The sequence below is a fragment of the Pseudomonas sp. F8002 genome (assembly GCF_013385495.1).
Lineage (GTDB): Bacteria > Pseudomonadota > Gammaproteobacteria > Pseudomonadales > Pseudomonadaceae > Aquipseudomonas.
On the sequence record NZ_JACAPW010000006.1, the window covers coordinates 1 to 26,064 of the forward strand.

Consider the following 26,064-nt stretch of genomic DNA (forward strand, 5'->3'; position numbering starts at 1 on the left):
GAAGAAACGGATATGTACACCACCCACCATCACTCAAATCCTGCGTCTACGCCCCAACTGCGGAATCCCCAAGGCAGGCGCCACCGCCACCCGCTCCACCCTCCTCCCAACCACCCCCGCCAACCCCACCACCGTCGGCTGACTGAACAACGACCGGGCATCCACCTCCAACCCCGCCTTACGCAGCCGCGCCACCACCCCCACGGCCAACAACGAATGCCCCCCCAACTCAAAGAAATGATCCTTACGCCCAACCCGATCCAGCTTCAGCACCTGCGCCCAAACCCCAGCAATCACCGTCTCCACCTCCCCCTGAGGCGGTTCATAGGCGCGACTCAACACCGCCTCCACCCCAGGCTCCGGCAACCCCTTGCGATCCAGCTTCCCCGCCGGATTAAGCGGCCACACCTCTACCCGCACAAACGCCGAAGGCACCATGTACTCAGGCAACCCCTCCACCATGTAACTGCGCAACGCCTCAAGCCCCGGCACCGCATCACGAACAGTGAAATACGCCACCAACCGCTCATCCCGGATCAACACCGCCACCTCGCGCAATGCAGGATGCGCCGCCAACCGCGCCTCAACCTCCCCCAGCTCCAGCCGCACCCCACGCAGCTTCACCTGAAAGTCATTACGCCCCAGAAACTCCAGATTCCCGTCCGGCAAATACCGCACCAAATCCCCGGTTCGATACAACCGATCCCCCGCCACAAACGGGCTATCGATAAACCGCTCCGCCGTCAACTGCTCCAACCCCAGATACCCGCGAGCCACGCCCACCCCGCCGATATGCAACTGCCCACTGCACCCCAGCGGCACCGGCCGATCATGCTCATCCAATACGTAAAGACGGGTATTACTGATGGCCCGCCCAATCGGCAACTGCACCCCCGGCACCGGCGCACCCGGCTCCAGCGTCCAGGCACTGCTGTCAACCGTCGCCTCGGTCGGTCCGTAGACGTTATGCAAGCGCACCTTGGGCAACCGCGCCTGAACCCCACGGGCCAAGGCCTCTGTCAGCTCCCCACCACCGCATAAAACGTCGGTAAGGCTGGTACAAAGCGCAGACTCCTCCAGCTCCAGAAACTGCTGCAACATCGCCGGCACAAACTTGATCACGCTGACCTGTTGCTCACGAATCACCTGCGCCAGGTACGCCGGCTCACGGTGCCCATCGGGACGCGCCAGGACCAGGCGCATGCCATTGGTCAGCGGCCAGAACAGCTCCCACACCGAACCGTCAAAACTGAACGGCGCCCGCTGCAACAACGCGCCACCCTCGGCATTCGGGCACAGTTGCGAGCCCCAGTGCATCAGGTTGCCCAGGCCGCGATGCTCGATCATCACGCCCTTGGGCGTGCCGGTGGAGCCGGAGGTGTACATCACGTACGCCAGGTTGCGCACGCTCAGCCCCGGCACTCGCGGGTTGCCTTCAGGCGCCTGCTGCCAGGCGCCGTGGTCGAGGTCGATCACCGGTATCGACACCTCCCCCGGCAAATCGCGGGTCGCGCCGTGTACCAGCAAGGCGACCGGCGCGCTGTCTTGCAGCATGTAGGCGAGACGCTCGCGAGGGTAGCCCGGGTCCAACGGTACATAGGCGCCCCCCGCCTTGAGGATGGCCAGCAAGCCCACCACCAGGTCCAACCCGCGCTCGACACACAAGGCCACCCGCGAATCCGGCTGCACGCCGCGCTCGCGCAGGTGATAGGCCAGGCGGTTGGCGCGCTCGTTGAGCTGGCGGTAAGTCAGTTGCTGCTCACCGGCCTGCACCGCCACCGCGTGAGGTGTGTGCCGGGCATGGGCTTCGAACAAGGCGTGGACGGTCTGGTCCACGGGGTAGTCGGTTTCGCTGGCGTTGAAGTCCACCAGTTGCTGTTGCAGTTCGGTCGCGGGCAGCACCTGCACATCGAACAGCGGCGCCTCGGGCGTCTCCACCAATCCCGCCAGCACCGTGCCAAGGTAGTCCAGCAGGCGCTGGGCACCGACCTTGCGGGGCGCCTTGGCCTTGAGCCGGAAACCGCTGGCCAGGTCGTCCACCGTCAGCATCAGTGGGTAGCTGAGGATGTCTTCGCTGCTCAGCAATTCGATGCCGGGCTGCAGCACCTCGAGTGCCTCGACCGAGACATGCCGGTAATTCAGCAGGCTGTTGAACAGCGGTGTGACGCCGCTGCAACGCTGGGCCAACGCCAGGGACGCTTGCTCGTGGGCGAGCAAGGCGCTGAGTTGCTGCTGCGTCTGCCTGATCGCCTCGCGCACCGTCACCCCCGCCAGGCGTACCCGCAGCGGCAAGGTGTTGATGAACATGCCCAGGGCACGGTCGGCGCCCTCACCGGCCTGCAGGCGTCCCAGCAGAACCGTACCGAAGACCACATCGTCACGGCCCGAGACGCGACCCAGTACCTGGGCCCACGCCAGATGAAACAGGCTCGCCGCGCTGACACCCAAGGTGCGGGCCTGCTCACGCAACAACTGGCCGAGTGCGTCGGGAAGCAGCACGTCGGCTTCCTCGGTGTCACGGCGATCCGCCTGGCGTTCCTGTAAACCGAAGGCCAGGGTCGGCTCGTCGACATCCGCCAGCCGCTCGCGAAAGAACGCTTCGTGCCCGGCCTCGCGTTCCGCTGACCGGGCCTGGGCGACCACGTTGCGATAGGGCACCGGCGCCGGCAATTGCTGTTGCTGGCCAAGCAGATGCGCCTGGATTTCCGCCATCAGTACTTGCGTCGATGTGGCGTCGTTCACCAGGTGATGGAAACGCAGCATGCCCACCCAACGGCGGTTCTGCCGGTCTTCGGCGTAATCCAGGGCCATCAGCGGCGCCTTGCGCAAGTCCAGTGGCCGCTGGCGTTCGCGCAGTTGTTCGAGAATTGAGTCCCCCTGGAGGGCCACCGGTTGCACGTCCAGAATCGCCTTGCGCCACACCACTTGCATCGGTTGTTCGAGGGCATCCCACGCCAGGCTGGTGCGCAGGATGTCATGGCGGTCGATCACCTGTTGCAGCGCCTGGGCGAACGCTTCCAGCTGTTCACGGCGGGCAAAGCTGAACATCGCGTGTTGCTGGTACGGATCGCGCTCGTCGGTGATGTGGTGATACAGCAGGCCTTCCTGCAACGGCGCCAGCGGGTAGATCTCCTGCACATTGGCGGCGCCGCCGGGGATCGCGGCGACGATGCGTTCTATCGTCGGCGGGTCCAGTTCGGCCAGCGCCAGCAGGTCCGGAGTAATCAATTGGCAACCCGCCGGAACACGGTTGGCCGGCACATCAAGCACGGTGCCCTGGCCAACCGCTGCCGCCAGTGCGGCCAGGGTCGGCTGGCCGAACAGCACCTGCACGTCGGCCTGCAACCCGACCTGGCGCATGTGCTGCACCAACTGGACCGCCAACAGCGAATGGCCGCCCAACTCGAAGAAATGGTCATGCCGCCCCACCCGCTCGACGTGCAGCACATCGGCCCAGATCTGCGCCAGGGCGATTTCCGTAGGCCCTTCGGGGGCTTCGTAGATTCGACTGATAAATGCATCGGCACCGGGTGCCGGCAAGGCCTTGCGGTCGAGTTTGCCGTTGGCCGTCAGGGGCAGCGCGTCCAGCTTTACGTAGGCCTGCGGCACCATGTAATCCGGCAAGCGTGACTTGAGATGGGCGCGAAGCGCTTCAATCGCAACCGGCGCGTGCTCGGTGAACCAGGCCAACAACTGCCCCTCGCGTACCAGCACCACCGCTTCGGTGACACCTTCATAACCCGCCAGGGCGGACTCGATTTCCCCCGGCTCGATACGCACGCCGCGAATTTTTACCTGGTCGTCGTTGCGGCCCAAATATTCAATATTCCCATCCGGCAGCCAACGCGCCAGGTCGCCGGTGCGGTACATGCGGCCTGGGTTGAATGGGTCATCAAGGAAGCGCTCTGCGGTCATGTCCGGGCGGTTCAAATAGCCCCGCGCCACGCCTTTCCCGCCGACGTACAACTCGCCTGCAGTACCGATGGGCACCGGCCGCTGTTGCTCATCCAGCAGGTAGACCGCGGCATTCGCGATGGGTTTGCCGATGTGCAGCGCCTGCCCGGCCTCAACGAGGCCCGAGGTGGCAACCACGGTGGCTTCAGTGGGACCGTAGTTGTTGATCACCGCGAAACTGCGCGCCTGGTTGAACTGGCGCAGGCGGTCGCCACCGATCAGCAGCGTACGCAAAGTCGGGTGTTCGATATTCTGGCTGAACGCATACTCGGCCACCGGCGTGGGCAGAAAGCATACGTCCAGCGGTTGCGCGCGCCACCAGGCCAGCAGCGCGTCGATGTCTTCGGCGCCGTCGTGGGCCGGCGGCAAGCGCAAGGTCGCGCCCACGCACAGCGCTGGCCAGACCTCCCAGGCCATGGCGTCAAACCCGAAACCGGCAACGCTGGCGGTATGACTGCCCGCGTGCAAATCGAAGGCCTGGCAATGCCAGTCCACCAGGTTGGCCACGGTGTGGTGCTCCACCATCACGCCCTTGGGCAGGCCGGTGGAGCCCGAGGTGTAGATCACATAAGCGAGGTTGGCGGGTGTCATCGCCACTTGCGGGTTGCGCGCCAACTGCGCCGTGGCGTGATCCAGATTGATGACCGGCACGCTCAATACCGGTAGACGCTCGAGCAAATCCGTCTGCGTCAGCACCGCCACCGGCGCGCTGTCATCGAGCAGGTAGTGCAGGCGCTCGGCAGGATGGGCCGGGTCCACCGGAACGTAACAGGCGCCGGACTTGAGAATCCCCAGCAAGCCCACCAGCGTCTCCAGGCCGCGCCGGGCGACGATCGCCACCCGGTCGTCGGGCTTTACCCCGAGCACCAATAGCTGCCGCGCCAGGGCATTGGCCCGTTGATTCAATTGGTCATACGTCAATCGCTGCCCCTGATACACCGCCGCCACCGCATGCGGGGTCGCCGCGGCCTGGGCTTCGATGCGCCCATGCAGGGTTTGCGCTGCGGAATAGGCCTGGGCGGTGGCGTTCCAGCGTTGCAACTGCGCGGTTTCCTCGGGCGTTATCAGCGAGAAGTCAGCCAGGGGCAACGCGGTGTTTTCCAGGCCCTGCTCCAGCAGATACACCAGGCGATCGGCCAGGGCCTGCACCTCGTGTGCCTGGAAATACGCCTCGTTGTAGACGCAGTGCAGGCACGCCGTGTCGTGGTAGCGATTGCTGCGCAAGTGAATCGCCAGCGGCAACGGCTCATGGTGGTTGGACACCTTGATCGCCCGGGCCGATGCCTGGCCGTAGCGAAATTCATGGTCGTCCTGCTCATAGGACACCGACAGGTCGAACAGTTGGCCGCGGTCGGCGCGCAGCAAACCCAGCTCGCGATTCATCTCGCTCAGCGGGAAACGTTGATGTCGGAAATCCTGCTGGAGCTGGTCGCGCACGCCACGCACCAGGGCGCTGAAAGGCAGGTCGTCGCGGAACTGCAAGCGCACGGCACTGACCTGGGTGAACAGCCCCAGGGTCGAACGAAAGCGTGCATTGGAACGGTTGAGTATCGGCAGCCCCACCACCCACTCCTGGCGCTGGCCGGTGCGGCTGAAGTACAGGTACATCGCCGCCAATAACACATGGAACGCCGACGCCTGGTAATGGTTCGCCGCCCGCGCCATGCGATTGAGCAGCGCCGCCGGAAACGGTGCTACCAGGGTGTTGCTCGGCGCATCGCCCTTGGCCTGGTAACGGCGCGTCAGCAGCGGCTCTGGCAGCGCCTGGTATTTGTCCAGCCAGTAGCTGCGGTCCCGGGCGTAACGGGCCGACTCGCGATAGCGTTCATCGTTGTCGATGAAGTCGATATAGGACGGCGCCGACAGGTCCGGTTGTCGGCCCTGCTCCAGGGCGCTGTAGATCCCGGCAAGGGATTGCAGCATCTGGCCAAAGCCCCAGCCATCGAGAATCAGGTGGTGAGCCTGGGTGCCGAGGCGGTAATGCTGGTCATCGAGCTTGACCAGGAAGAAGCGGAACAACGGCTCGTCGACCAGCGCATAGGTTCGCGCCATCTGCGCCTGCAACAAGGCCTCGGCGGCCGCGCGGGGATCCGGCTGGCGCGAGACGTCATGCTGCGGCACCGATACCGCCATGGCCTCGGCAAACGCCTGCCGTGGCAAGCCATCGGCCGCCACTTGCAACACCGTACGCAATGCGTCGTGCTTGGCCACCAGGTGCTCGATGGCTCGCTGGATCAATGCGGGACTCACGGTGCCCGTGAGTTCGATATAACCCCCGATGTTGTACAGCGGCGAGTCACCGAGGCGCAGTTGGTCGAGCCAGATATCCCGCTGGGCGGCGGTCAGGGGGAAATACGTCATAAGATCCTTCTCATGTGAGGTGTCGATAAGGCGCACAACGCCCCATTGAGGCGAAATCAACGGGATTTAAGCATCGCCCCGGAGGGCCGTATGTCACCCGAAACCCGGACAGCCCGGGTACCGCGCCGGGGTTGGCTGATGGTTCAGTGCTGAAACGATTAAATGGATGTAGGAGATTGGCTACATCTGGCCGATGCCATATAGCCGGGCATGTCGAGAAAATTGAGTAAATATGTTTTATATCAACTAGTTAACAAACTCTAAAATCCTTTTACCCTGCAGCTTCAGCCTATATCCCTGTCGGAAATGACGAAATAATGGCGCGCTTTTTATGGCAGGTTGTGTCCCTCGTTTCCGCTACATACGTAGGACAAATCCACGTGGCTAAATGAAGCCTCGAGCACCGACCCAGGTTCAAGGAGAACGGGAGGCCTGCACACGTACGGGCAACCGTTGACGGTTTTCGACATCAAGGATGAGATGGCTATGAGTCTGACCAGCAGTATTCGGAATATGGAAAATCCGCATTTTTATTTCGAGTTGGGAGAGTTGATTTCAAGCACCGGCACTGAACACTTCGCAGCGAAGATGCTGCAACTGGTCAACAAGCTGGTACCGGTTCACTTGGTGGACCTCAGTGAATGGACCCTCGACGAGCACAAGGCCTGCGTGCTCGATATCAAGTTACTTGGCAGCGACGGGTTGAAGCAGGACCTGCCGCCACCGCGCACCCTGCATCACCGCGACGATCATCCGCTGCTGAAAAAAATGCTCGGCATGAACGACCCGCTGTTGATCCAGATGAATGCCAAGGCCGACAGCACCCACACCCGCGGCACCTCCCATCAGTGCAACCTGGTATCGCGCCAGGCCAATCGGCGCTGCGTGATTTCGTTCTACCGGCCCCACACCCAACGCGCCTTTTCCCTGGCGCAGCTGTCGTTTCTCAAGAGCCTTTCGGAAACCTTGCTGCCGTTGATCGAGCGCCACGCGCAGATCAATCGACAGGCCCCGCCGGTAGCGCCCGAGCCCTCTAAAACTCCGTTGGAGCAGTCGCAATTGCAGCGCGAATTCTATAAACGCCTGTCACTCAGTGACATCACCTTATCGGCGCGGGAACAGGAGGTTTGCCTGGGGTTGTTGACCGGCGGAACCGTGCCGCAGATGGCCGAGAAACTCAGCGTGAAAAACAGCTCCATCGAAACCTACCTCAAGCGCGCGGCGGCCAAACTGGGCGTGAGTGGCCGGCATGGCCTCGCCAAATGGATGGTTGGCGCGTGATGAAAAAACTGATGCTCGGCGTGGCGTGTGTGCTTGGCGGGTGTTCGTTGATCCCGGACTATCGGCGGCCCGAGGCACCGACCCCGGCGCACTACCCGGTGTATAACGCGGACCGGGTGGGGCCATCGGCCGCCGGGCCTGACTGGCAACAGTTGTTCCGTGACCCGGTGATGCGGCAGTTGATTGGCCAGGCCCTGGTGAATAACCGTGACCTGCGGGTGGCGGCGCTGAATGTCGAAGCGTTCCAGGCGCAGTACCGCATCCAGCGTGCCGACCTGTTCCCGGCGGTGTCTGCCACGGGTGCCGAAAACCGCCAGAAAGTCCCGCGGCGCGCCACTACCACCGGCAAGTCTGCGATCACCTCTACCTATTCGGCGACATTGGGCGTCAGCGCCTACGAGCTGGATTTTTTCGGCCGTGTACGCAGCCTCAGTGAGCAGGCGATGCTGCAATACCTGGCCACTGAAGAAGCTCGGCGCAGCGCGCAACTGAGCCTGGTGGCCAACGTCGCCAACGCTTACCTGACCTGGCGCGCCGACCAGGAACTGCTGGCCCTGGCCCGGCAGACGCTGGCCTCGGACGAGCACAGCCTGCGCCTGACGTCGCGCAGTAAAACGGCGGGCAAGGCGACGTCGATCGATGTGATCCAGGCCCGGACCAGTGTCGAAAGTACCCGGGCAAGCATTGCGCGCTACCAGCGGCAGGTGGCCCAGGACCTCAACAGCCTGGCATTGCTGGTGGGTGGGCCGGTGCCGGATTCTTTGCCGGCACAGCCGCTGTCCGACGACCTGGTAGCCCGGGTGCCGGCCGGGTTGCCGTCGGACCTGCTGCAACGGCGGCCGGATATTGTGCAGGCCGAGTATCAGCTTCAGGCGGCCAACGCGAATATTGGCGCGGCGCGGGCGGCGTTTTTTCCTTCGGTTACGCTGACTGCCAACGCGGGCACCTCGAGTAAGGATCTGTCGGGATTGTTCCAGGGGGGCTCGGGGAGTTGGGGGTTCCAGCCGCAGATCAATCTGCCGATTTTCAACGCGGGCAGCCTGCGGGCCAGCCTGGATTACGCGAAGATTCAGAAGAACATTTATGTCGCGCAGTATGAGAAGTCGATTCAGACCGCGTTCCAGGAAGTCTCGGACGGGCTGGCGGCGCGGCAAACGTATAACGAGCAACTGGCGGCGCAGCGGGATTTTGTTCGGGCCAACCAGACGTATTACGACCTGGCTCAGCACCGGTATCGCAGTGGGGTGGACAGTAATCTGGTGTTTCTGGATGCGCAGCGGTCGTTGTTCAGTTCGCAGCAGGCGTTGATTGTTGATCGGTTGGCGCAGTTGGTGGCGGAGGTGAATTTGTATACGGCGTTGGGTGGGGGGTGGGAGGGTGATTCTGCTGGGGGTGGGGGCATATCCGTTTCTTCGGTCACGGCGGCTTATGGTTCCGCTCTTACAGCGGCTCACTTTGGAAAAGCCCCAAAGTAAGCAAAAGCAAAAGCACGGCGGCCTGAAAGCCGACCTGAGTGTTAAAAGCCAGATCAAAAGCCAGAGCGAAAGCAGATCTGCTTTTCTGTGGGAGCTGGCTTGCCTGCGATGCAGACAACTCGGTCTTCCAGGTACACCGAGGTGATGCCATCGCAGGCAAGCCAGCTCCCACATTTGAACCGTGCCCGCTTTTGATCTTGATCTTGGGCGCCCCGTTAAACCATGCTGGCCGAACGCACGCTTTGGACCGTGAGCCGCTGTAAGAGCAAAACCCTAAGGCCTTACCCGCGCCACCCGCCACACCTTGTTCCCCACATCATCCGCCACCAGCAACGCGCCCTGCCCGTCCAACGCTACACCCACCGGACGCCCCTGAGCCTCTCCATCACCATTCAAAAACCCAGTCAGGAAATCAACAGGCACACCCGACGGCTTTCCGTCCCGGAACGGAATAAACACCACCTTGTACCCCGCCTGCGGATTACGGTTCCAGGACCCATGCTCCCCCACAAATACCCCATCGGCAAACACCGCTGGCATCCCCCGCGCATCGGAAAAAGTCAGGCCCAACGGCGCAACGTGAGTCCCCAGCGCGTAGTCCGGTGCAATCGCCTGGGCGACCTTGTCCGGACGCGGCGGCTGCACCCGGCTGTCAACGTGAGGCCCGTAATAACTCCACGGCCAACCGTAGAACGCGCCGTCCCGCACCGACGTCAGGTAATCCGGCACCAGATCGCTGCCGATCTCGTCGCGCTCGTTGACCACCGTCCACAACTGCGTAGAGCCGGGTTTCCACGCCAGCCCATTGGGATTGCGCAACCCACTGGCGAACAGACGCTTCTGCCCACTGGCAAGATCCAACTCCCAGATCGCAGCACGCCCTTCCTCGGCCTCAAGCCCGTTCTCACCCACATTGCTGTTGGACCCGACGGTCACATAAAGCTTGGTACCCTCAGGATTGGCCAGGACGTTTTTGGTCCAGTGATGATTGATCCCGGCCGGCAGATCAGTGACCTTCACCGGCACGGCATCGATATGAGTCTGGCCCCGAACATAAGGCACCTTGACCACCGCATCGGCATTGCCGATATACAACTCATCCCCCACCAACGCCATGCCAAACGGTGACGTCAGCCCACTGAGAAACACACTCTTCACCTCGGCACGCCCATCACCGTCGGCGTCCCGCAGCAGCGTGATCCGGTTGGCGCTCGGCGTATCGGCACCGACCCGCCCCATCACAAACCCCATCGCGGTACGACGCGCCCAGGCGAGCAAACCCGTGCCGCCGTCCGTGGCACCTTCAGGCATGGGCGGATGGTTACTCTCGGCTACCAGCACGTCGCCATTGGGCAAGGTGTACACCCAGCGCGGATGGTCAAGGTCCGCGGCCAACGCCGTTACCGTGAACCCATCGGGCGCCGTTGGCTGGGCATTACCGGGCCAGCCGACAGCCTTGGAAACCTTGAGTGTCGGGATCAGTGATGCAGTGGGTTCGGGCAGTTGCGGACTTGGCCCCACACCGGCCTGAAACGGCAGTTTGGAGGAATCGCCACAGGCGCTGAGGGCAGCCGTGGCGGTGATCAGCAGCGCAAGGCGGCTTGGTGCATTCATTGGGAAACCTCGGGACAGCCCTTTATAGGGCAGGCAAAAACCCGACGGAGTATCGCGTCATTCCCCGACACCAAACACCGCCTACCGCGCAATTGAGTTTTAACTCAGTCGCACGAGTGGCTCGGCAGCACTCTCAGGCTTTCCACGGCCCCAACGCCAGGCTGTAGGGAGAAAACCCCTCGAACTGCCAACGCAGCGCCAGCGCCGCATCCCGTCGGACCACGTGTTCCACGGTCACCTTCCACAACCGCTCAGCCCCCTCGAACGTGGCCACTTCATCTCCTTCAAGAATCACCTCGGCCCGCCCGGCCACCTGCAACACATCACCCGTAGCAAAATCCACAAACAGCAAGCCCGCAACCGGGTTGACCTGCACATTGCCCAAGGTGTTGAAAAACGAGTTGCCGGTAAAATCGGGAATCGTCAGCACCTCTCCCTCCAACCGCACAAACCCACTGTTGCCGCCTCGGTGTGAAACGTCCACCGAACGCTTGGCCGCATCTCCTTCCAGGTCCACATAGCTGGCGACGAAAAACGTATCAGCGCTGCGAATCAGCGCCCGGTCAGCGTCATCGAGCGAGTTCGCGCGCCGCACAATACCTTTAGCAGCGCGCTGCCCCCGGGCCCCCGGGTCCACCGCACGCAACTGGATGTACTTCGGGCAATTTCCAAACGTGTGCACCACCGCCACGGTAAAACCGTCGACGCCGGCAGCCCCAATAACCCCGTTCATGCGATTACGCCGCCGCGTATTCAGGTCAATGCCCAACAGCCCGACCGACGCGCCTTGTTTCAGCCCGCTCCCGGCGGGGTCACTCTCCGCAGGCAGGCTGTCGATACGCAAGCTGTAGGGGTCCGGCGAATACGCAAACCCCGGCGTGCCCTCCAGCAGCGTGGCCCAGGGCAGCCCCTGCTCATCCACGGCCCCCACGACCAGATAGGGCAACAACTCATAAAAAGCCCGATGCTGCTCCGGCAAGTGATCCCGTATCACCTTCGCGCCGATCACCTCCATGCGCTCGGCCACGCCGGCACTTTGCTGCAACTGCCGCTCGCCGGCATGCCATGGCGAAACGGGGGAAGCGTCCTGGTGATTCATGATCAAGCCCTCGGTGAATGAAACGCCGGATGTTCACGCAATGCCGCCACGCTGAAATCGACAAAACTGCGCACCCGCATCGAAGCGTTGCGCCCTTCGCGGTAGACCACATGCACCGGCAGCGGCGGCGGTTCATAGGCCTGCAATACTCGACGCAGTTGCCCGCTCGCCAGGTGCTCGTGCACCGGGTAGCTCAAGCACCGGATCAACCCTGCGCCCTGCACCGCCGCATTGATCGCGCCCTGCACCGTGGTGCAACCGAGACGCGCCCGGGCCTTGATGCTGGCGCCCTGGAAATCCCACTGCACCCAATTCGAATACGCCTGGCTGGCGACCAGCCGATGCTCCTTGAGCGCCTCCGGTTGCACCGGTTCGCCATGGCTTTGCAGATAGCCGGGGCTGGCGCAGACGATGTTGCGCACCTGGCCCACGGGCCGGGCAATCAGGGATGAACCGGGCAGCTCCCCCACCAGGACTGCCACGTCCAGGCCGTCTTCATTGAGGTTCGGATAATGATCGTGGTAATGGGCAAACAGGCGGACTCCGGGATAGCGCTCCAGGTAGCCGGCCAACAGCGGCGCCATCACATAACGGCTGAACAGCAACGGAAAATACACCCGCAGGTTTCCCTCGGCCTGCGCGTGCGCACCCTGGGCAGACGCTTCGGCGGCGCTCACGCCGTCAAGGATCCGCGAACAGTCGGCCATGAACGTCGCCCCGGCTTCGGTGAGGCGAATGCCCCGGGTGCTGCGCTGTACCAATGGCACCCGCAAGCGCGTCTCCAGCCGGTCAATCGCGCGGATCACAGTGGGCCCCGAGATGCCCAGGGAGCGGGCTGCCGCGGCCAGGCTCGGCTGCCGGGACAGCGCCTGGAAGATCTGCATGTCGCGATAACGGTCCATCAGGCCGGCCGCTGCATCGATGGGTTGAGCGCAGCATCCTGCCCCAGCCGGCTGACCAGAAAATCCACGAACGTGTTGACCTTCGCCGGTACCCGGGCGTTGTTCTGGAACACCACATGGATCGGCAAGGCCGGCGGTTCGAAGTCTTGCAGGATGATTTCCAGTGCGCCTGCACGCACATCGCTGGCCACCTGATAAGACAACACCCGTGTGACGCCCCAGCCCAGGCGCGCGAGGTTGATCGCCGCGTTGTTGGCGGTGACCACCAGGCGCGGCTCAACGGCCACGCTCAACGGCTGGCCGCCTTCCCTGAACTGCCATTCGCTGACCAACTGGCTGGAAGACGACGTGACAATCTTCGCCTCACGCAGTTGCCCGGGGTGCAGTGGCCGGTGCCGCTCAAGGTAAGCCGGCGCCGCGCACACTACGCGACGCACCTCGCCGACCTTGATCGCCTGCTGGCCAGGTTCCTGCAAATGCCCGATGCGCACGGCCACATCGACGCCTTCATCGGTCATGTTGACCACACGGTCCACCAGCAAGGCGTTGATGCTGACCTGGGCAAACAGGTCCAGGTACTCCCCCAGGATTGGCGCGACGAACAACTCGCCGAACAACACCGGCGCGGTGACCGTCAGGTGCCCCCACGGGATCGAGAAGCTGCCTGCTGCCGCTTCTTCGGCCTCAGTCAACTCCGCGAGGATGCGCCGGCAATCGTCCAGGTAACGCTGGCCGGCCTCGCTCAGGTGCAGGCTGCGGGTGGTGCGCGAAAGCAACTGGGTGCCAATACGCGCTTCCATCGCGGCAATCGCGCGGGTCACGCTGGGGGGCGAGATGTTCAGGCGCCGGGCCGCAGCGGCAAAGCCCTGTTCTTCGGCGACGGCGAGGAAAATCTGCATTTCCTGGAAACGGTCCATGGGTCCCCTTAATCGAATGTGGTCCACCAAACCAGTGGCTTGGGAGCAGTTGTGGCGAGGGAGCTTGCTCCCGCTGGGCAGCGTAGCGGCCCCAAAATCCTGAGAGCGCTGCGCACTGGAGCGCCAGCCCGGTCCAGCGGGAGCAAGCTCCCTCGCCACAAAAATCTTCAAGCCTTGGCCAAGCCCACAGCCGTGCGTTGCATGCCGACAAAACCCGGCAGCGCCTCTATACTGCCCAGCCAGGCGCGAACCTGCGGATAGTCGTCCAGCGCGACATTCCCCTCCGGCGCATGGGCGATGTAGGTGTAGTGCGCGATATCGGCAATCGTCGGCAGGTCACCGGTGAGAAAGCGACTCTGCTCCAACTGGTGCTCTACCACTTTGAGGAATGCGTGGGAGCGGCTGATGGTCGCCTCGGCATCCAGCGCGGCACCGAACACAGTGATCAATCGCGCCGCTGCCGGCCCGGTGTGCAGTGGTCCTGCCGCAGCCGAGAGCCAACGCTGCACACGGGCCTGGGCCAAAGGCTCGGTCGGCAGCCACTGGGCGGTGCCATATTGGCCGGCGAGGTACACCAGGATCGCGTTGGAGTCCGCCAGCACCATACCGTTATCATCGATCACCGGCACCTGGCCGAAGCTGTTGAGGGTGGTCAGGAACTCGGAGGTTTTGTGGGCGCCTTGCTTCAGGTCCACCAACACCAGCTCGGCGGGCACGCCCAGCAGCGACAGCATCAACTCAACCCGGTGGGAATGGCCAGACAAGGGGTAACGGTACAGTTTGATCATGACGGGCTCCGCGATGTGCCAGGGACTCGACCCGGTGATCGGGTCGATGACGCTTATGTTCCACCGCTACGGCACGCAGCAGAATAGCCAGTTTTTACAATCCAGCATTTCGCCGGATGAAACAATCAATCACCAAACAACTCGTCGATCAGGTTGAACAGGGTGGTTTTCACCGGGCTGTCGAGCTCGGTCCACGCCAGGCCGGTCCTGGCCCGGAACGCCCCCAACGCCAGGTGCCTGGACACGCAATTGGCCGGCAGCGCCCGGGCCGCCTGCAGCGGCAACACACCTACACCCAGCCCGGCCGAGACCAGCGCCAGCATGGTGGTGAACTCGCCGAGTTCGGAGGCGATCTCCAGCGGCACGCCCATCGCCTGCACGAATTCATCGTAGAAACCCGGTGCATAACGCCGGGCCAGGATGAACACCGGCACCTTGAGCAAGTCCGTCGGCTGAATGGTTTCCTGGGTTGCCAACGGATGCTCGCCGGGCAAGGCGACCACGAAGCTTTCCTGCAGCACCTCAAGGGTCTGCACGCCGGGATAGGCCGCCGGCAAACGCATCAGGCCGAAATCCAGCTGGCCGTTTTTCAACGCAGCCGCCTGATCCGGGCCGGGCATGTCCTTGAGCTCCAGTTCAATTCGCGGGTAGCGCTGGTGCACCGCACGAATCAACCCCGGCAGCAATTGCGGCAATACCGACGAGACAAACCCCAGGCGCACCCGGCCGATCTCCCCGCGGTTCGAAGCCCGGGCGGCATCGGCGGCGCGGGCAGCCTGGTGCAGGGTGGCGCGGGCTTCCGGCAGAAACACCCGCCCGGCTTCCGTCAGTGTGACCGAGTGCCGGTTGCGGTCGAGCAGGCGCACGCCCAGGCCGCTTTCGAGCAGTTTGATCTGCATGCTCAGCGCCGGTTGCACGATCGACAACTGCGCGGCCGCCCGGCCGAAATGCAGTTCCTGGGCGAGCACGACAAAGGCGCGCAGGTGCTTGAGTTCCATCAGGTTGGCTCCGGTTATCACGGTTATTGATCACCCCATCACAAATGAAAATTGGACGCCGGGCCCTGGCTGCGCTGAAGTAAAGCCCGTGATGCACGATATGACAGGGTTTGACGTATAACAATGAGAGCGGCGCCCCGCACACTCGGATTGATAGTGTTGATCACCTGTCTCAGTCTTCGGAGATCGCCCCATGCAGCGTGTTTTAGACAGTTTCCGCCTCGATGGCCGCCTGGCCTTGATCACCGGCTCCAGCGCCGGCATCGGCCTGGCCATCGCCCGTGGCCTGGCCCAGGCTGGCGCACGGGTAGTGCTCAACGGGCGCAACCGCAGCACCTTGCGTGACAGTGCCGCGTTGCTGGCGGCGGAAGGCCTGGAGGTGCACACCCAGGCGTTCGATGTCAGCGACGGCGCGGCGGTGTTGGCCGCCGTGGCGGAGATCGGAGAGCGCCTGGGCCCGCTGGACATCCTCGTCAACAACGCGGGCATGCAACGTCGCGGGCCGCTGGAGGACTACAGCGAAACCCACTGGCGCGAGTTGATGAGCACCAACCTGGACAGCGCCTTCCTGGTCGGCCAGGCGGTGGCCCGGGCGATGATCCCGCGCAAGCGGGGGCGCATCATCAATATCTGCTCGGTGCAAAGCGAACTGGGGCGCCCGGGCATCGCCCCGTATGCCGCCAGCAAAGGCGCGCTGAAAATGCTCACCAAAGGCATGGCCATCGACTGGGGCCCCCACGGGCTGACGGTCAATGGCATCGGCCCCGGCTATTTCAAGACCGAACTGAACGCCAACCTGGTGGCCAACCCCGAGTTCAGCGACTGGCTGGTGCAACGCACGCCGAGCCGGCGCTGGGGTGACGTCGCCGAACTGGCGGGCGCTGCGGTATTCCTTGCCAGCGACGCGGCAAGTTTCGTCAACGGTCATATCCTGTACGTGGACGGTGGCATCACCGCCTCGCTGTAACCTGGAGAATTTCATGCACGCGATTGTCTGCCATGCCTCGAAAGACCTGCGGGTAGAACCGCAAACCGAACCCCAGGCACTGACGCCCGACCAACTGCGGGTGCGCATTGCCCGGGGCGGGATCTGCGGCTCGGACCTGCATTACTACCAGCACGGCGGCTTCGGCACCGTGCGGTTGCGCGAGCCGATGGTGCTCGGCCACGAAGTATCGGCGGTGATCGAGGCGGTAGGCCGTGAAGACGGGCCGTTCAAGATTGGCCAACGCTTGTCGGTCTCGCCGTCGCGGCCTTGCGGGGGTTGCCATTATTGCCATCAAGGGCTGCCGAACCATTGCCTGAACATGCGTTTCTACGGCAGCGCGATGCCCTTCCCTCACGTGCAGGGTGCGTTTCAACAAAGCCTGGTGATCGAAACGCACCAGGCGCATCTGCTGGCCGATCATGTGAGCCTTGCCGAGGGTGCAATGGCTGAACCGTTGTCTGTGGGTTTGCATGCCATCCAGCGTGCCGGGGTGGTGTTCGGCAAACGGGTATTGGTCACCGGGTGCGGGCCCATCGGCAACCTGTTGATCGGCAGCCTGCGGGCAGCGGGCGCGGGGGAAATTGTTGCGGTGGACCTGGCCGCCGGGCCCTTGGCCTGCGCCGAAAAAATGGGCGCCAGCCGTACTCATAACCTGGCGGAAGACGCCGACGCGTTGAAGCGGTATACCGCCGAAAAAGGCTACTTCGACGTGATGTTCGAAGTCTCCGGCAGCGCCCAGGCCCTGCGCAACGGCCTGGAGTGCATGGCCCCGCGCAGCGTGCTGGTGACGGTCGGTCTGGGTGGCGAGGTCTCGCTGCCGTTGAATATGCTGGTGAGCAGGGAGATCGACTTGCGGGGCACCTTCCGCTTCCATTCGGAGTTTGCCCAGGCGGTGGATTTGCTCAATCGCCAGGTGATTGATGTGCGTCCGGTGATCTCCCACACCGTGCCGTTCAGCGAGGCGGTGCAGGCGTTTGAACTGGCGGCGGACAAGAGCCAGGCGATGAAGGTGTTGCTGGATTTTGGTGTGGGTGATTGAACCGGATCTCGACAGCTCCCACAGGGTTGCGGTGCATTTTGGGGATCCGATAGCGCCTGCGCTACACCCGCTCTTCGAGCCTGAACCGCAGGAAACGATGGCTGGCTGAAAACAGTCGACGGTAGGTCAGCAACACCGCACCTACCGTGCCCAACGCCGACGACGCAGCGATCAAAAACATAATCACAATCTGATAACGTACCGCGTCCACCGGACTTTCCCCGGCCAGCACCTGGCCAGTCATCATCCCCGGCAAGCTCACAATCCCCACCACCGTCATCTGGTTCAGCGTCGGAATCATCCCGGCCCGCACAGCCTGGCGAATCGCATCCTGCGCCGCCTCCCAGCGTGAACCACCGAGGGCCAGAATCATCTCGATGGTATTGCGGCCGGAGGTCAGCTCCTGAGTCATACGCTCAATCCCCAGAGACACCCCGGTAAGCGTATTACCCAGAATCATCCCAAGGATCGGAATCGCATACTGCGGCTCGTACCACGGGTGAATCCGGATAATCGCGAACAGGCCAACAGCCGTCACCAACCAGGAACTGCCCCACACCGACACAATGCTGTCGGCCCGCTGCCCCGCATAGGTCCGCTTCCCACGCCCTGCAGCCGAGAGCCCGGCGATCAGAGTCATCAGGCACATCAGCGGCAGCACCACATACCAGTAGGCAAATTCAAAGACCCAGCCCAGCAGGTAACCGATCGCCAACAACTGCACCACCGTGCGCACAGCCGCCCAGAACAGCTGACGCTCCAGCCCCAGCCGCAACAACAGCGACAGCGCACCGTTGATCAGGATCAGCGAGGCGGCGATGGCCATGTCCAGTGCCGTGAGGTCGTGATAATTCATGGCTGCACGGCCCCCGTCAGCACGCCGGCGTCCATATGCAAATGGGTGGTGCTCATGCGTTGCGCCTGCTCAAGGTCGTGGGACACCCAGATATAGGCGTGAGCGCTATCCGCTTCGGCCCAGGCACTGATCAACGCCTCGACCTCCCCGGACGATGCCGGGTCAAGAGCGGCGGTAGGTTCGTCCAGCAACAACACATCGGGATTGAGTTGCAGGGTACGGATCAGTGACACCACCTGGGACTCACCACCGGATAAATCCCCGGCATTTTTTGCCAGAAAACCCGATTCCTTGCCCGCGTGGGCCAGCAGCGCCTTGACCGCCTGCGGGTCGAAACTCAGGTGATGCAAGGCTTTGAGGCTGTAGGGAAAACGCAAGTTGTCTTCCACCGTGCCTTCGATCAGCGCCGGGCGTTGGGAGAGGTAGCTGATGCGACTGCGATACTGCGGGACTTGCGCGTTGGCGATGGGCTGCCCGTTCCAGAGGATATCCCCTGAGGTCGGCGCGTCGAGCAAGGCGAGTGCCCGAAGGAATACACTTTTGCCGGAGCCCGATGAACCGGTGATGGATAGGCGGTCGGCGCGGTGCAGCTGGAAGTTCGTGGGCTGCAGCAGTTGCAGCTGGCGGCGCTCGTCCATCCGCGTGAGCGCCCGGGTTTCGACTAATACGCTCATGGCGTTGATGATCCTTGCTCCTGATTCAGACGCAATGGTAAGACAGGGCACGTCCCCCGTGGCGAGGGAGCTTGCTCCCGCTGGGCTGCGAAGCGGCCCCAATAAAGCCACTGCGATACACCTGAAAAAACACCGTTAATTTCTTGGGGCTGCTGCGCAGCCCAGCGGGAGCAAGCTCCCTCGCCACAGCAAGCTCCCTCGCCTCAGCGTTCTTCAGCGCTTGGGCTCCAGCGACACCAGGCGCGGCTTGATGGATTTCTCGCGCACCTCAAGCAACGCCAGGGTCACCGGCAACTTGAAACGTCGCCGCCCTGCACTGCCAGGGTTGAGAAACAGCCGCTCGCCGTGCCACTCGATCAATGGTTTGTGAGAGTGGCCAGTGATCACCAGCCGGATGCCCGGATCAAGCTCCTTCGGCACATCGGCAATGTCATGCACCAGCAACGCCCGCCAGCCGTTCAGGTCAAAATCCAGCCGGTCAGCCAAATGCTCTGCCCACGCGGCGTCGAGGTCGTTATTGCCGCGCACCACATGCAATGGCGCAATCGAGGCCAGCAACTCAAGGATCTCCGGGCTACCGATGTCCCCGGCGTGAACAATCTGCTCGCACCCTTCCAGGGCCGCCAGGGCCTCGGCACGGAGCAAGCCGTGGGTATCGGAAATCACACCAACTTTCATGAACGTCTCCTGTGCAAAACCCCGGCGCGATCCACCGGGCGGCTTGCAATCAATCATTGCACTGCCTATATTTCCCGCCTGGCGCCATCTACGCCACCATCCGCGGAAAGGGCTGCGCCCAAGACCTTGACTGAATATCACATTTCTACGACTCCCAACCTTAAAGCGGACAAGGTTTGTACAAGGAGATCGTATGTCGCAATCATTCTCGTCCACTAACGGCCGTATCAACCTTGAGCAGCAGCGCAAGCGCGCCAAGGAACTTTTGCAGCGCCTGAAAAGCGCCGATGCCGCCGCAACCCCGACCTTATCCGATGCCCAATGGTCGATCGCCAAGGAACTCGGTTTTCCCAGCTGGCCCAAGCTCAAGGCCCACGTCGATGCGGTGGATTTTGCCGCCCGCCATCCAGGTTTCGACGCCAGCGATGAAGCCCGCACCACCCACTGGCGCTGCGGCAACGATATCGCCCACAGCCTGGGCGTGGCGGGGTTCAAGGGCCGCTTCCGGATGCTGATTGACCCATTGTGCATGGGCCCGGTGCAGGACCTGCCTGCCGAGCAATACCAGGCCGTTCGCAGCCGCTATATCAGCCAGGTGTTTGCCATGGATGAGGCCGAAGTGGCGCGCCGGCATGCGGACGAATATCACCATCTTGAACAACTGGGCAGCGCCGGCCACAGCGTGTTGTGGTGTGAGGCGGATGCGTACGATCAATTGTTCCTGATTCGCGCGCTGGCTGGGCTTGAGCATCTGCCTGAAAAACTGGAGTTGATCGAAGTCGATCGTATCCCCGGCGTGCAGCGTTTTATCGGCATCGGCCAACTGGCGCCTGAAGTATTGGCGTGGTTGTGGCCGCAGCGCCGACAGGTCGACGAGGACATGCTGCAACTGGCGCGACAGGCCTGGCTGGCGTATTGCGCCAGCTCGCCGATCAAGCTGGCGGAACTGGCCCGGAGTAGCTTCACCTCTCTGCCCTTCCTGGCCCCGGCAATGCGCCGACAGTTGCAGGAATTACCAGGTGTGCAGGACGGTTTGTCACTGACCGAGCGCCTGTCCCTGCACTACGTGGATGAGGCCGGGCCGGTGCCGTTTGGCCGGGTGTTCGCCGAGCTGATAGGCAAGCGTGAACCACTGCCATACCTGGGAGACATGATGTTTCATGCGCTGATGCGGCCGTTGATCGATGGCGAGAATCCCCTGTTGATCGAGTCCGGGGCCCAGTTGCCATGGCCACAGCGGGTGTTGGCGCTGACTGCGCTGGGTCGCCAGGTTCTGAACGGCGCAGCCTACTGGCCGGATCATGCAACGGAAGAACGCTGGGTAGGTGGCGTCTGCCTGCGACCGCGCCACCCGCACTGGACAATTGACGAACATGGCATGCCCGTATGGCGTGATTGATTCTTCGCGACAGCTTTGATCTGTGTCATGTTGAGCCAAACAGGTAACGGTTCAGCGCGATGACCTTACAACAGCTCAACTACTTTCTCGCCGCCATCGAGCACGGTACGTTCTCCAAGGCGGCGGAAAGCCTGCATATTTCCCAACCCTCATTGTCCGAGCAGATCCTGCGGCTGGAGGAGCACCTGGGTACCCACGTGTTCATCCGCACCAATCGCCGACTGATGCTCACCGAAGCCGGACGCCGCCTGCAGCCATTTGCACAAGGCATGGTGACGTCAGCACGCCAGGGCTATGAAGCGGTGCAGGCTGTGCGTGAACTGTCCGGTGGCGTGGCCAGTTTTGGCACCTTCGGCACCGCCCACCACTATTTCCTCACAGACCTGATCGAGCAGTTCCGCACCCAGCACCCGGATATGCGGATCAAGATCGTCGGCTACAACTCCTCGGAAATCGCCGAGCTGGTGAGCCAGGGCGAAATTGAAGCGGGGCTGGTGATGCTGCCGATCAAGCAGCAGAACCTGACCGTCAGCGAGCCGGTCTGGTCGGCCCAGGTCGGCTATATCAGTGCCGACCCGGAGCGACTCAAGGGCCCGAAAACCATCAGCGACCTGGCGGTGGCACCGTTGATTCTCACCGAGGCGCGCTGGCGCACCGCCGACCCGATTCGCCGGTTGTTGGGGCAATTGGCGTCCAAAGGCGGCGAGGTGCTGGACCCGATCATCGAAGTGGAGCACCAGATCACCGGCTTCGAGCTGGCTGCGCGCGGGCTCGGCGATGTGATTGCCACGCGCCCGATCCTGCATCAGCTGGGCTTCAATGATCGCTTGGGCTGGGTGCCGATCAGCCCGGCGATCTTCGAGGTATTCGGCTTTATCCATCGCCACGACACGCCTATTTCGCCGCCCACCCGGGTGCTGATCAACCTGATGCGCAGCCACTTGAGCCGCATCCAGAACCTGTATGCGCACCTGGAGACGCTCTAGCCATAGGGATCACCTATAGGAAACACATGACTTAGCCCATTCATCCACCTCTTGCCGAGCGGGATACTCCAGCCACCGACGCCACAACAGGCGCTTGAATGGGGAGCCAGCATGTCCAATCACTACTGCATCATTGGTGCCGGGGCCGCAGGGCTGGCGGCGCTGAAGACCATGACCGACGCCGGTTTCGAGGTGGACTGCTTCGAAAAGTCCGCGAACATCGGCGGTCACTGGAACAGCGACTACGATGCCTTGCACCTGATCACCCCCAAGAGCAGTTCCTTCTTTGACGGGTTCCCGATGCCCGCTGACTATCCGGTGTACCCGAGCCGCGATCAGGTCAAGGCGTACATGAACGCCTACACCGACACCTTCGGCCTGCGCGAAAAGATCACCTTCAACACCGAAGTGCGCAGCCTGAAGCCCCTGGACGAGAACGGCGAAGCGGGCTGGCAGGTGACCCTGGCAGACGGCACCCACAAACACTACAGCGGCGTGCTGGTGGCCAACGGTCACCTGTGGGATTGCAAGATCCCGCAAGTAAGCAAGGGGTTCACCGGCGTGTCGATTCACTCCGGCGAATACCGCAACGTGCAGCAGGTGCAAGGCAAGGTGCTGGTGGTGGGGTTTGGCAACTCCGGATGCGACCTCGCAGTGGATGCCGCCCAGGCTCGCCTGGACACCACCATTGCGATCCGACGCGGCCAGCTGTTCCAGCCCAAGACCCTGTTCGGACTGCCCCGGGGCGAGCTGCCGCTGCTGGGGCAATTGCCGCCAGAACAGCAGAACATGCTCATGAACATGCTGATCATGGCCAGCGTCGGCACCCACAAGAATTACCCCGGGCTACCGGCACCGGATACCTACGACCTGGATGCGCAACCGCCGGTGGTCAACACCTTGCTGCTGTACTGGATCCAGCACGGCCGAATCAAGGTCGCACCGGGTATCGAGAGCATCCAGGGCAAGACTGTCACGTTCACCGATGGCAGCCAGGTCGATTACGACACCATCGTCTGGGCTACCGGTTTCAACACGCGCCTGCCGTTCCTCGATGAACGCCTGCTGCAATGGCGCGACGGTGTTCCGCTGCGTACCGCCGCGATGACCTTGCCGACCAACCTGGAAGGCCTGTTCTACATCGGCCTGGGCGCCCCACGTGGCCCGCAATGGCCGGTGTATTGCGAGCAGACCCGGCTAGTGATGCGCTTTCTCACCCTGCGCGAGCGTGGCATGCAAGGCCTGGCGGCGAAGTTTGCCCAGTTGCAGCCGGCCGACTCACGCATCGATATCGTCAAGCGCGAATGGCTGAGCAACTACCAGGACACCCAGCGCCAACTGGATGTGCTGGAACTGGCTCTGCAACCCGGCACCCCTCTTCCTCAATACGCCTGATCGGATAGCCCTTATGAACACTGCTCCGCACTCCAGCGTTATCGTTACCGGGACGTCCTCGGGCATGGGCCAGGCCGTCGCACAGCGCTTTCAGGCTGAAGGCTGGCACGTCGTCGCTGTGGACGTAACACCCAGCACACAGCCGGCGAGTCCCTTGTTTTCGCCAGTGGTCGGCGACATCACCCAGGAGGCCACACTGGCCCGTACCCTCGATGCCGCCCTGGACGGCAAGGCACCGCTGCGAGCCGTAGTGAATGCGGCGGGGGTCTTTCCCACGTCATCCCTGGATAGCTTCAGCGAAGCGCTGTACCGCAAGATATTCGACATCAACGTGCTGGGCTCACTGAACATCGCACGTATCGGCACCCGTCACCTGAAAGCCGCCGGCGGAGGCGCTATCGTGTTCTTCGCCTCGGTGGATGCGTTCACCGTGTCGAAAAACCAGTTGCTCTACAGCGCCTCCAAGGCTGCTGTGGTGTCGATGACCCGCTCCCTGGCCATCGAACTGGCCGGCGACAATATTGTGGTCAACGCACTGGCCCCGGGCTGGGTGGACACCGAAGGCACCCGTGCCGGCGGGCGCATCGAGGCCGCCATCGAATCGATCCCCTTGAAACGCGCCGCGCGGGTCGAAGAAATCGCCGACTGGGTCTGGCAACTGAGCGCCAAACCCTCCTACATAACAGGCGAATCATTGTGCATCGCCGGGGGCGTGTATATGCGATGACCCCAGCCTCCGCAGGCCCCGCGCATCAGACGTGGGCCTGCCACTCCCTATTGACTGCTGCCTCACTACAATTATTCCAGAGGGCAATATCATGGGCGAAGTTCACGCTTCCTCGATTCATCAAGGGTTTCCCGCCGACCGTGCATCGGCTGAACCCTCACGCAAACGGCTGACCAAAGCGGTCGTCGGCGTGACACTGGGCAATATGGTCGAATGGTTCGACTTTGCGCTCTACTCCTCTCTCGCCGGCATCATCGGCAAGACGTTCTTCCACAACGACAACCCGACCACCCAGTTGATGGCGATCTACGCCACCTTCGCGGCGGGCTTCCTGATTCGGCCACTGGGCAGCCTGGTATTCGGTCCCATTGGCGACAAGTTTGGCCGGCGCACGGCGCTGTCGCTGAGCATCACGCTGATGGCCGTCGCAACCTTCGCCATTGCCTTGATCCCGAGTTACGCGAGCATCGGCCTGTTTGCGCCCGTCCTGTTGATTCTCATGCGTCTGCTCCAGGGCCTGTCGGCGGGTGGCGAGTACGGCGGCTCCTGCACGTTCATCGCCGAGCATTCGCCGGACGAGCGACGCAGCTTTTTCACCAGTTGGCTGGAATTCGGCAATATCTCCGGGTTCCTGCTGGGCGGTGCAGTGGTCAGCCTGTTTACCCTGGGCCTGGGCGAACAAGCCATGCAGGACTGGGGCTGGCGCGTGCCCTTTGCGATTGGCGGCCTGCTCGGCCTGATCGCCCTCTACTTGCGCCTTGGCCTGGAAGAAACACCAGTGTTCAAGGAAATCCAGGCCAACGAAAAACTGCGAAAGGCGACGGGCGCCGAACCCAGCCTGTTCAGCTTACTGGTCAACGAATGGCCGAAAATCCTGCAATGCATGGGCTTGGTCACCGTGTTCAACGTGACCTACTACATCATCCTCGGGTACATCCCGGGTTATCTGGAAAATGTACTCGGGTACAGCAATACGTTCGCCAGGAACCTGGGGATGGCCGCGACGCTGTTCATGCTGGTGTTGATCCCGGTTTCAGGCTTGCTGGCCGACCGACTGGGCCGGAACCGGATGATCATTACCGGCTGCGTGCTGCTGATCGTCATGGCGTTCCCCTGCTTCATGCTGCTGCATACCCAGAGTGTCGGGTTGCTGCTGGCCGCCCTGCTGATCCTGACCCTCGCCCAGTTGTTTTTTGAAGGAGCGATGCCGGCCACCATGACTTCGCTGTTCAAGGCCCGCGTGCGCTACAGCGCCCTCGCCTTGAGCTACAACGTCGCGGTCTCGCTGTTCGGAGGCACGGCCCCGCTGATCAATACCTGGCTGATATCGATCACCGGCAACCAGATGATTCCCGCCTGGTACCTGATCGGCGGTGCCGTGGTCGGCCTGATTTCGATCCTGTTCGTCAAGGACTCCACCGGTAAACCCCTCCCAACATGAGAACCACCATGACCAGTAAAACCACAGCGCGGCAAACTATTTCCTCGGGCGGTCAGTACGAAAACGTGTTCGGTTATTCCCGCGCCGTTCGCGTGGGCAACCACCTGCACATCTCCGGCACCTGCGCCTCACCCGATTACGAACACAGCAATGCTTACGAACAGGCCCAGGCCATTCTCGTCACCGTCAACAAGGTGTTGGCCGAGGCGGGCATGGGCCCTGAAGACGTAGTGCGCACCGTGGTCTACCTGCGGGATATCAACGATGCCGCCTCCGTCGCCAAGGCACACAGCGAGGTGTTCGACGCCATTCGCCCGGCCAGCAGCCTGATTCAGGTGGATTCGATGCTGCGCCCCTGGCAGAAAGTCGAAATCGAAACGTACGCCATCGTTGCCGATTGACCCAGGCGATGAGTAAAAAACCGCGGCTTGGGCCGCGGTTTTTTTTGGTCCCGGTTATATCCATAGCAATAAACGATATTGGTATATACCA

The 26,064-nt window shown here is 62.6% G+C and carries 20 protein-coding genes; 10 read left to right on the top strand and 10 right to left on the bottom strand.

What is annotated here, in order from left to right:
• Positions 1–33: 33 nt before the first annotated feature.
• Positions 34–6,315 carry a non-ribosomal peptide synthetase gene (locus HX811_RS06970; RefSeq protein WP_177045329.1) on the bottom strand — a complete coding sequence of 2,094 codons (6,282 nt, stop codon included), beginning with the start codon at positions 6,313–6,315 and terminating at the stop codon, positions 34–36.
• A 486-nt stretch (positions 6,316–6,801) separates the two neighbouring features.
• Here HX811_RS06970 and HX811_RS06975 point away from each other — a divergent pair, with 486 nt between their 5' ends.
• Both HX811_RS06975 and HX811_RS06980 read left to right on the top strand, forming a co-directional pair.
• Complete coding sequence (locus HX811_RS06975) at positions 6,802–7,596, top strand: helix-turn-helix transcriptional regulator (RefSeq protein WP_177045331.1); 795 nt, start codon at positions 6,802–6,804, stop codon at positions 7,594–7,596.
• Positions 7,596–9,071, top strand: coding sequence for an efflux transporter outer membrane subunit (locus HX811_RS06980; protein WP_256344396.1), 1,476 nt, complete (start codon positions 7,596–7,598; stop codon positions 9,069–9,071). The genes HX811_RS06975 and HX811_RS06980 overlap by 1 nt, the downstream gene beginning before the upstream one ends.
• Before the next feature lie 273 nt (positions 9,072–9,344).
• On the opposite strand, the gene HX811_RS06985 is transcribed toward HX811_RS06980, so the two are convergent.
• The 6 genes from HX811_RS06985 to HX811_RS07010 all read right to left on the bottom strand — a co-directional run bounded on the left by HX811_RS06985 (position 9,345) and on the right by HX811_RS07010 (position 15,389).
• Positions 9,345–10,685, bottom strand: a complete 1,341-nt coding sequence (locus HX811_RS06985; protein ID WP_177045333.1) for a sorbosone dehydrogenase family protein — start codon at positions 10,683–10,685, stop codon at positions 9,345–9,347.
• 133 nt (positions 10,686–10,818) lie between these two features.
• Entirely contained in the window at positions 10,819–11,784 is a 966-nt protein-coding gene (locus HX811_RS06990) for a pyridoxamine 5'-phosphate oxidase family protein (protein WP_177045335.1), read from the bottom strand.
• A gap of 2 nt (positions 11,785–11,786) precedes the next feature.
• On the bottom strand, positions 11,787–12,686 hold the full coding sequence (locus HX811_RS06995; protein ID WP_177045337.1) for a LysR family transcriptional regulator: 900 nt from the start codon (positions 12,684–12,686) through the stop codon (positions 11,787–11,789).
• On the bottom strand, positions 12,686–13,603 hold the full coding sequence (locus HX811_RS07000; RefSeq protein WP_003208270.1) for a LysR family transcriptional regulator: 918 nt from the start codon (positions 13,601–13,603) through the stop codon (positions 12,686–12,688). The genes HX811_RS06995 and HX811_RS07000 overlap by 1 nt, the downstream gene beginning before the upstream one ends.
• A 167-nt stretch (positions 13,604–13,770) precedes the next feature.
• Positions 13,771–14,391 carry a glutathione S-transferase family protein gene (locus HX811_RS07005; RefSeq protein WP_177045339.1) on the bottom strand — a complete coding sequence of 207 codons (621 nt, stop codon included), beginning with the start codon at positions 14,389–14,391 and terminating at the stop codon, positions 13,771–13,773.
• 125 nt (positions 14,392–14,516) lie between these two features.
• Positions 14,517–15,389: a LysR family transcriptional regulator gene (locus HX811_RS07010; protein WP_177009730.1), complete on the bottom strand. Its 873-nt coding sequence runs from the start codon at positions 15,387–15,389 to the stop codon at positions 14,517–14,519.
• Positions 15,390–15,582: 193 nt separating this feature from the next.
• Between HX811_RS07010 and HX811_RS07015 the strand changes: the two genes are divergently transcribed.
• Both HX811_RS07015 and HX811_RS07020 read left to right on the top strand, forming a co-directional pair.
• The gene (locus HX811_RS07015; RefSeq protein WP_177045341.1) at positions 15,583–16,356 is read left to right on the top strand and encodes a glucose 1-dehydrogenase; all 774 of its coding nucleotides are present in this window, start codon (positions 15,583–15,585) and stop codon (positions 16,354–16,356) included.
• Positions 16,357–16,369: 13 nt separating this feature from the next.
• The gene (locus HX811_RS07020; protein WP_177045343.1) at positions 16,370–17,416 is read left to right on the top strand and encodes an L-idonate 5-dehydrogenase; all 1,047 of its coding nucleotides are present in this window, start codon (positions 16,370–16,372) and stop codon (positions 17,414–17,416) included.
• A 61-nt stretch (positions 17,417–17,477) separates the two neighbouring features.
• Here the strand turns inward: HX811_RS07020 and fetB are convergent, their stop codons facing one another.
• The 3 genes from fetB to HX811_RS07035 all read right to left on the bottom strand — a co-directional run bounded on the left by fetB (position 17,478) and on the right by HX811_RS07035 (position 19,624).
• Positions 17,478–18,272 (bottom strand): iron export ABC transporter permease subunit FetB, encoded by a 795-nt coding sequence (gene fetB, locus HX811_RS07025; RefSeq protein ID WP_003208279.1) that lies wholly within the window; start codon positions 18,270–18,272, stop codon positions 17,478–17,480.
• On the bottom strand, positions 18,269–18,946 hold the full coding sequence (locus HX811_RS07030) for an ATP-binding cassette domain-containing protein (RefSeq protein ID WP_003208280.1): 678 nt from the start codon (positions 18,944–18,946) through the stop codon (positions 18,269–18,271). Before HX811_RS07030 ends, fetB begins: the two co-directional genes overlap by 4 nt.
• Positions 18,947–19,159: 213 nt before the next feature.
• The gene (locus HX811_RS07035) at positions 19,160–19,624 is read right to left on the bottom strand and encodes a metallophosphoesterase family protein (RefSeq protein WP_003208282.1); all 465 of its coding nucleotides are present in this window, start codon (positions 19,622–19,624) and stop codon (positions 19,160–19,162) included.
• A gap of 193 nt (positions 19,625–19,817) precedes the next feature.
• Between HX811_RS07035 and HX811_RS07040 the strand changes: the two genes are divergently transcribed.
• The 6 genes from HX811_RS07040 (at position 19,818) to HX811_RS07065 (ending at position 25,973) form a co-directional block, all read left to right on the top strand.
• Positions 19,818–21,023, top strand: coding sequence for a DUF1835 domain-containing protein (locus HX811_RS07040; RefSeq protein ID WP_177045344.1), 1,206 nt, complete (start codon positions 19,818–19,820; stop codon positions 21,021–21,023).
• A 59-nt stretch (positions 21,024–21,082) separates the two neighbouring features.
• A complete protein-coding gene (locus tag HX811_RS07045; protein ID WP_003208286.1) occupies positions 21,083–22,009 on the top strand; it encodes a LysR family transcriptional regulator in 927 nt (308 codons plus the stop codon).
• A 111-nt stretch (positions 22,010–22,120) separates the two neighbouring features.
• The gene (locus HX811_RS07050) at positions 22,121–23,404 is read left to right on the top strand and encodes an NAD(P)/FAD-dependent oxidoreductase (RefSeq protein WP_102369480.1); all 1,284 of its coding nucleotides are present in this window, start codon (positions 22,121–22,123) and stop codon (positions 23,402–23,404) included.
• A 13-nt stretch (positions 23,405–23,417) separates the two neighbouring features.
• Positions 23,418–24,131 carry an SDR family NAD(P)-dependent oxidoreductase gene (locus HX811_RS07055; protein ID WP_177045346.1) on the top strand — a complete coding sequence of 238 codons (714 nt, stop codon included), beginning with the start codon at positions 23,418–23,420 and terminating at the stop codon, positions 24,129–24,131.
• 91 nt (positions 24,132–24,222) lie between these two features.
• Positions 24,223–25,572 (top strand): MFS transporter, encoded by a 1,350-nt coding sequence (locus HX811_RS07060; protein ID WP_008433139.1) that lies wholly within the window; start codon positions 24,223–24,225, stop codon positions 25,570–25,572.
• Between the two features lie 8 nt (positions 25,573–25,580).
• A complete protein-coding gene (locus HX811_RS07065; RefSeq protein ID WP_003208292.1) occupies positions 25,581–25,973 on the top strand; it encodes a Rid family hydrolase in 393 nt (130 codons plus the stop codon).
• Positions 25,974–26,064: the final 91 nt, after the last annotated feature.

Bases quoted from the DNA above. Each gene is read 5' to 3' on its own strand.
- HX811_RS06970 (WP_177045329.1), bottom strand. From the start codon at position 6,315: ATGACGTATTTCCCCCTGACCGCCGCCCAGCGGGATATCTGGCTCGAC.
- HX811_RS06975 (WP_177045331.1), top strand. From the start codon at position 6,802: ATGAGTCTGACCAGCAGTATTCGGAATATGGAAAATCCGCATTTTTAT.
- HX811_RS06980 (WP_256344396.1), top strand. From the start codon at position 7,596: ATGAAAAAACTGATGCTCGGCGTGGCGTGTGTGCTTGGCGGGTGTTCG.
- HX811_RS06985 (WP_177045333.1), bottom strand. From the start codon at position 10,685: ATGAATGCACCAAGCCGCCTTGCGCTGCTGATCACCGCCACGGCTGCC.
- HX811_RS06990 (WP_177045335.1), bottom strand. From the start codon at position 11,784: ATGAATCACCAGGACGCTTCCCCCGTTTCGCCATGGCATGCCGGCGAG.
- HX811_RS06995 (WP_177045337.1), bottom strand. From the start codon at position 12,686: ATGGACCGTTATCGCGACATGCAGATCTTCCAGGCGCTGTCCCGGCAG.
- HX811_RS07000 (WP_003208270.1), bottom strand. From the start codon at position 13,603: ATGGACCGTTTCCAGGAAATGCAGATTTTCCTCGCCGTCGCCGAAGAA.
- HX811_RS07005 (WP_177045339.1), bottom strand. From the start codon at position 14,391: ATGATCAAACTGTACCGTTACCCCTTGTCTGGCCATTCCCACCGGGTT.
- HX811_RS07010 (WP_177009730.1), bottom strand. From the start codon at position 15,389: ATGGAACTCAAGCACCTGCGCGCCTTTGTCGTGCTCGCCCAGGAACTG.
- HX811_RS07015 (WP_177045341.1), top strand. From the start codon at position 15,583: ATGCAGCGTGTTTTAGACAGTTTCCGCCTCGATGGCCGCCTGGCCTTG.
- HX811_RS07020 (WP_177045343.1), top strand. From the start codon at position 16,370: ATGCACGCGATTGTCTGCCATGCCTCGAAAGACCTGCGGGTAGAACCG.
- fetB (WP_003208279.1), bottom strand. From the start codon at position 18,272: ATGAATTATCACGACCTCACGGCACTGGACATGGCCATCGCCGCCTCG.
- HX811_RS07030 (WP_003208280.1), bottom strand. From the start codon at position 18,946: ATGAGCGTATTAGTCGAAACCCGGGCGCTCACGCGGATGGACGAGCGC.
- HX811_RS07035 (WP_003208282.1), bottom strand. From the start codon at position 19,624: ATGAAAGTTGGTGTGATTTCCGATACCCACGGCTTGCTCCGTGCCGAG.
- HX811_RS07040 (WP_177045344.1), top strand. From the start codon at position 19,818: ATGTCGCAATCATTCTCGTCCACTAACGGCCGTATCAACCTTGAGCAG.
- HX811_RS07045 (WP_003208286.1), top strand. From the start codon at position 21,083: ATGACCTTACAACAGCTCAACTACTTTCTCGCCGCCATCGAGCACGGT.
- HX811_RS07050 (WP_102369480.1), top strand. From the start codon at position 22,121: ATGTCCAATCACTACTGCATCATTGGTGCCGGGGCCGCAGGGCTGGCG.
- HX811_RS07055 (WP_177045346.1), top strand. From the start codon at position 23,418: ATGAACACTGCTCCGCACTCCAGCGTTATCGTTACCGGGACGTCCTCG.
- HX811_RS07060 (WP_008433139.1), top strand. From the start codon at position 24,223: ATGGGCGAAGTTCACGCTTCCTCGATTCATCAAGGGTTTCCCGCCGAC.
- HX811_RS07065 (WP_003208292.1), top strand. From the start codon at position 25,581: ATGACCAGTAAAACCACAGCGCGGCAAACTATTTCCTCGGGCGGTCAG.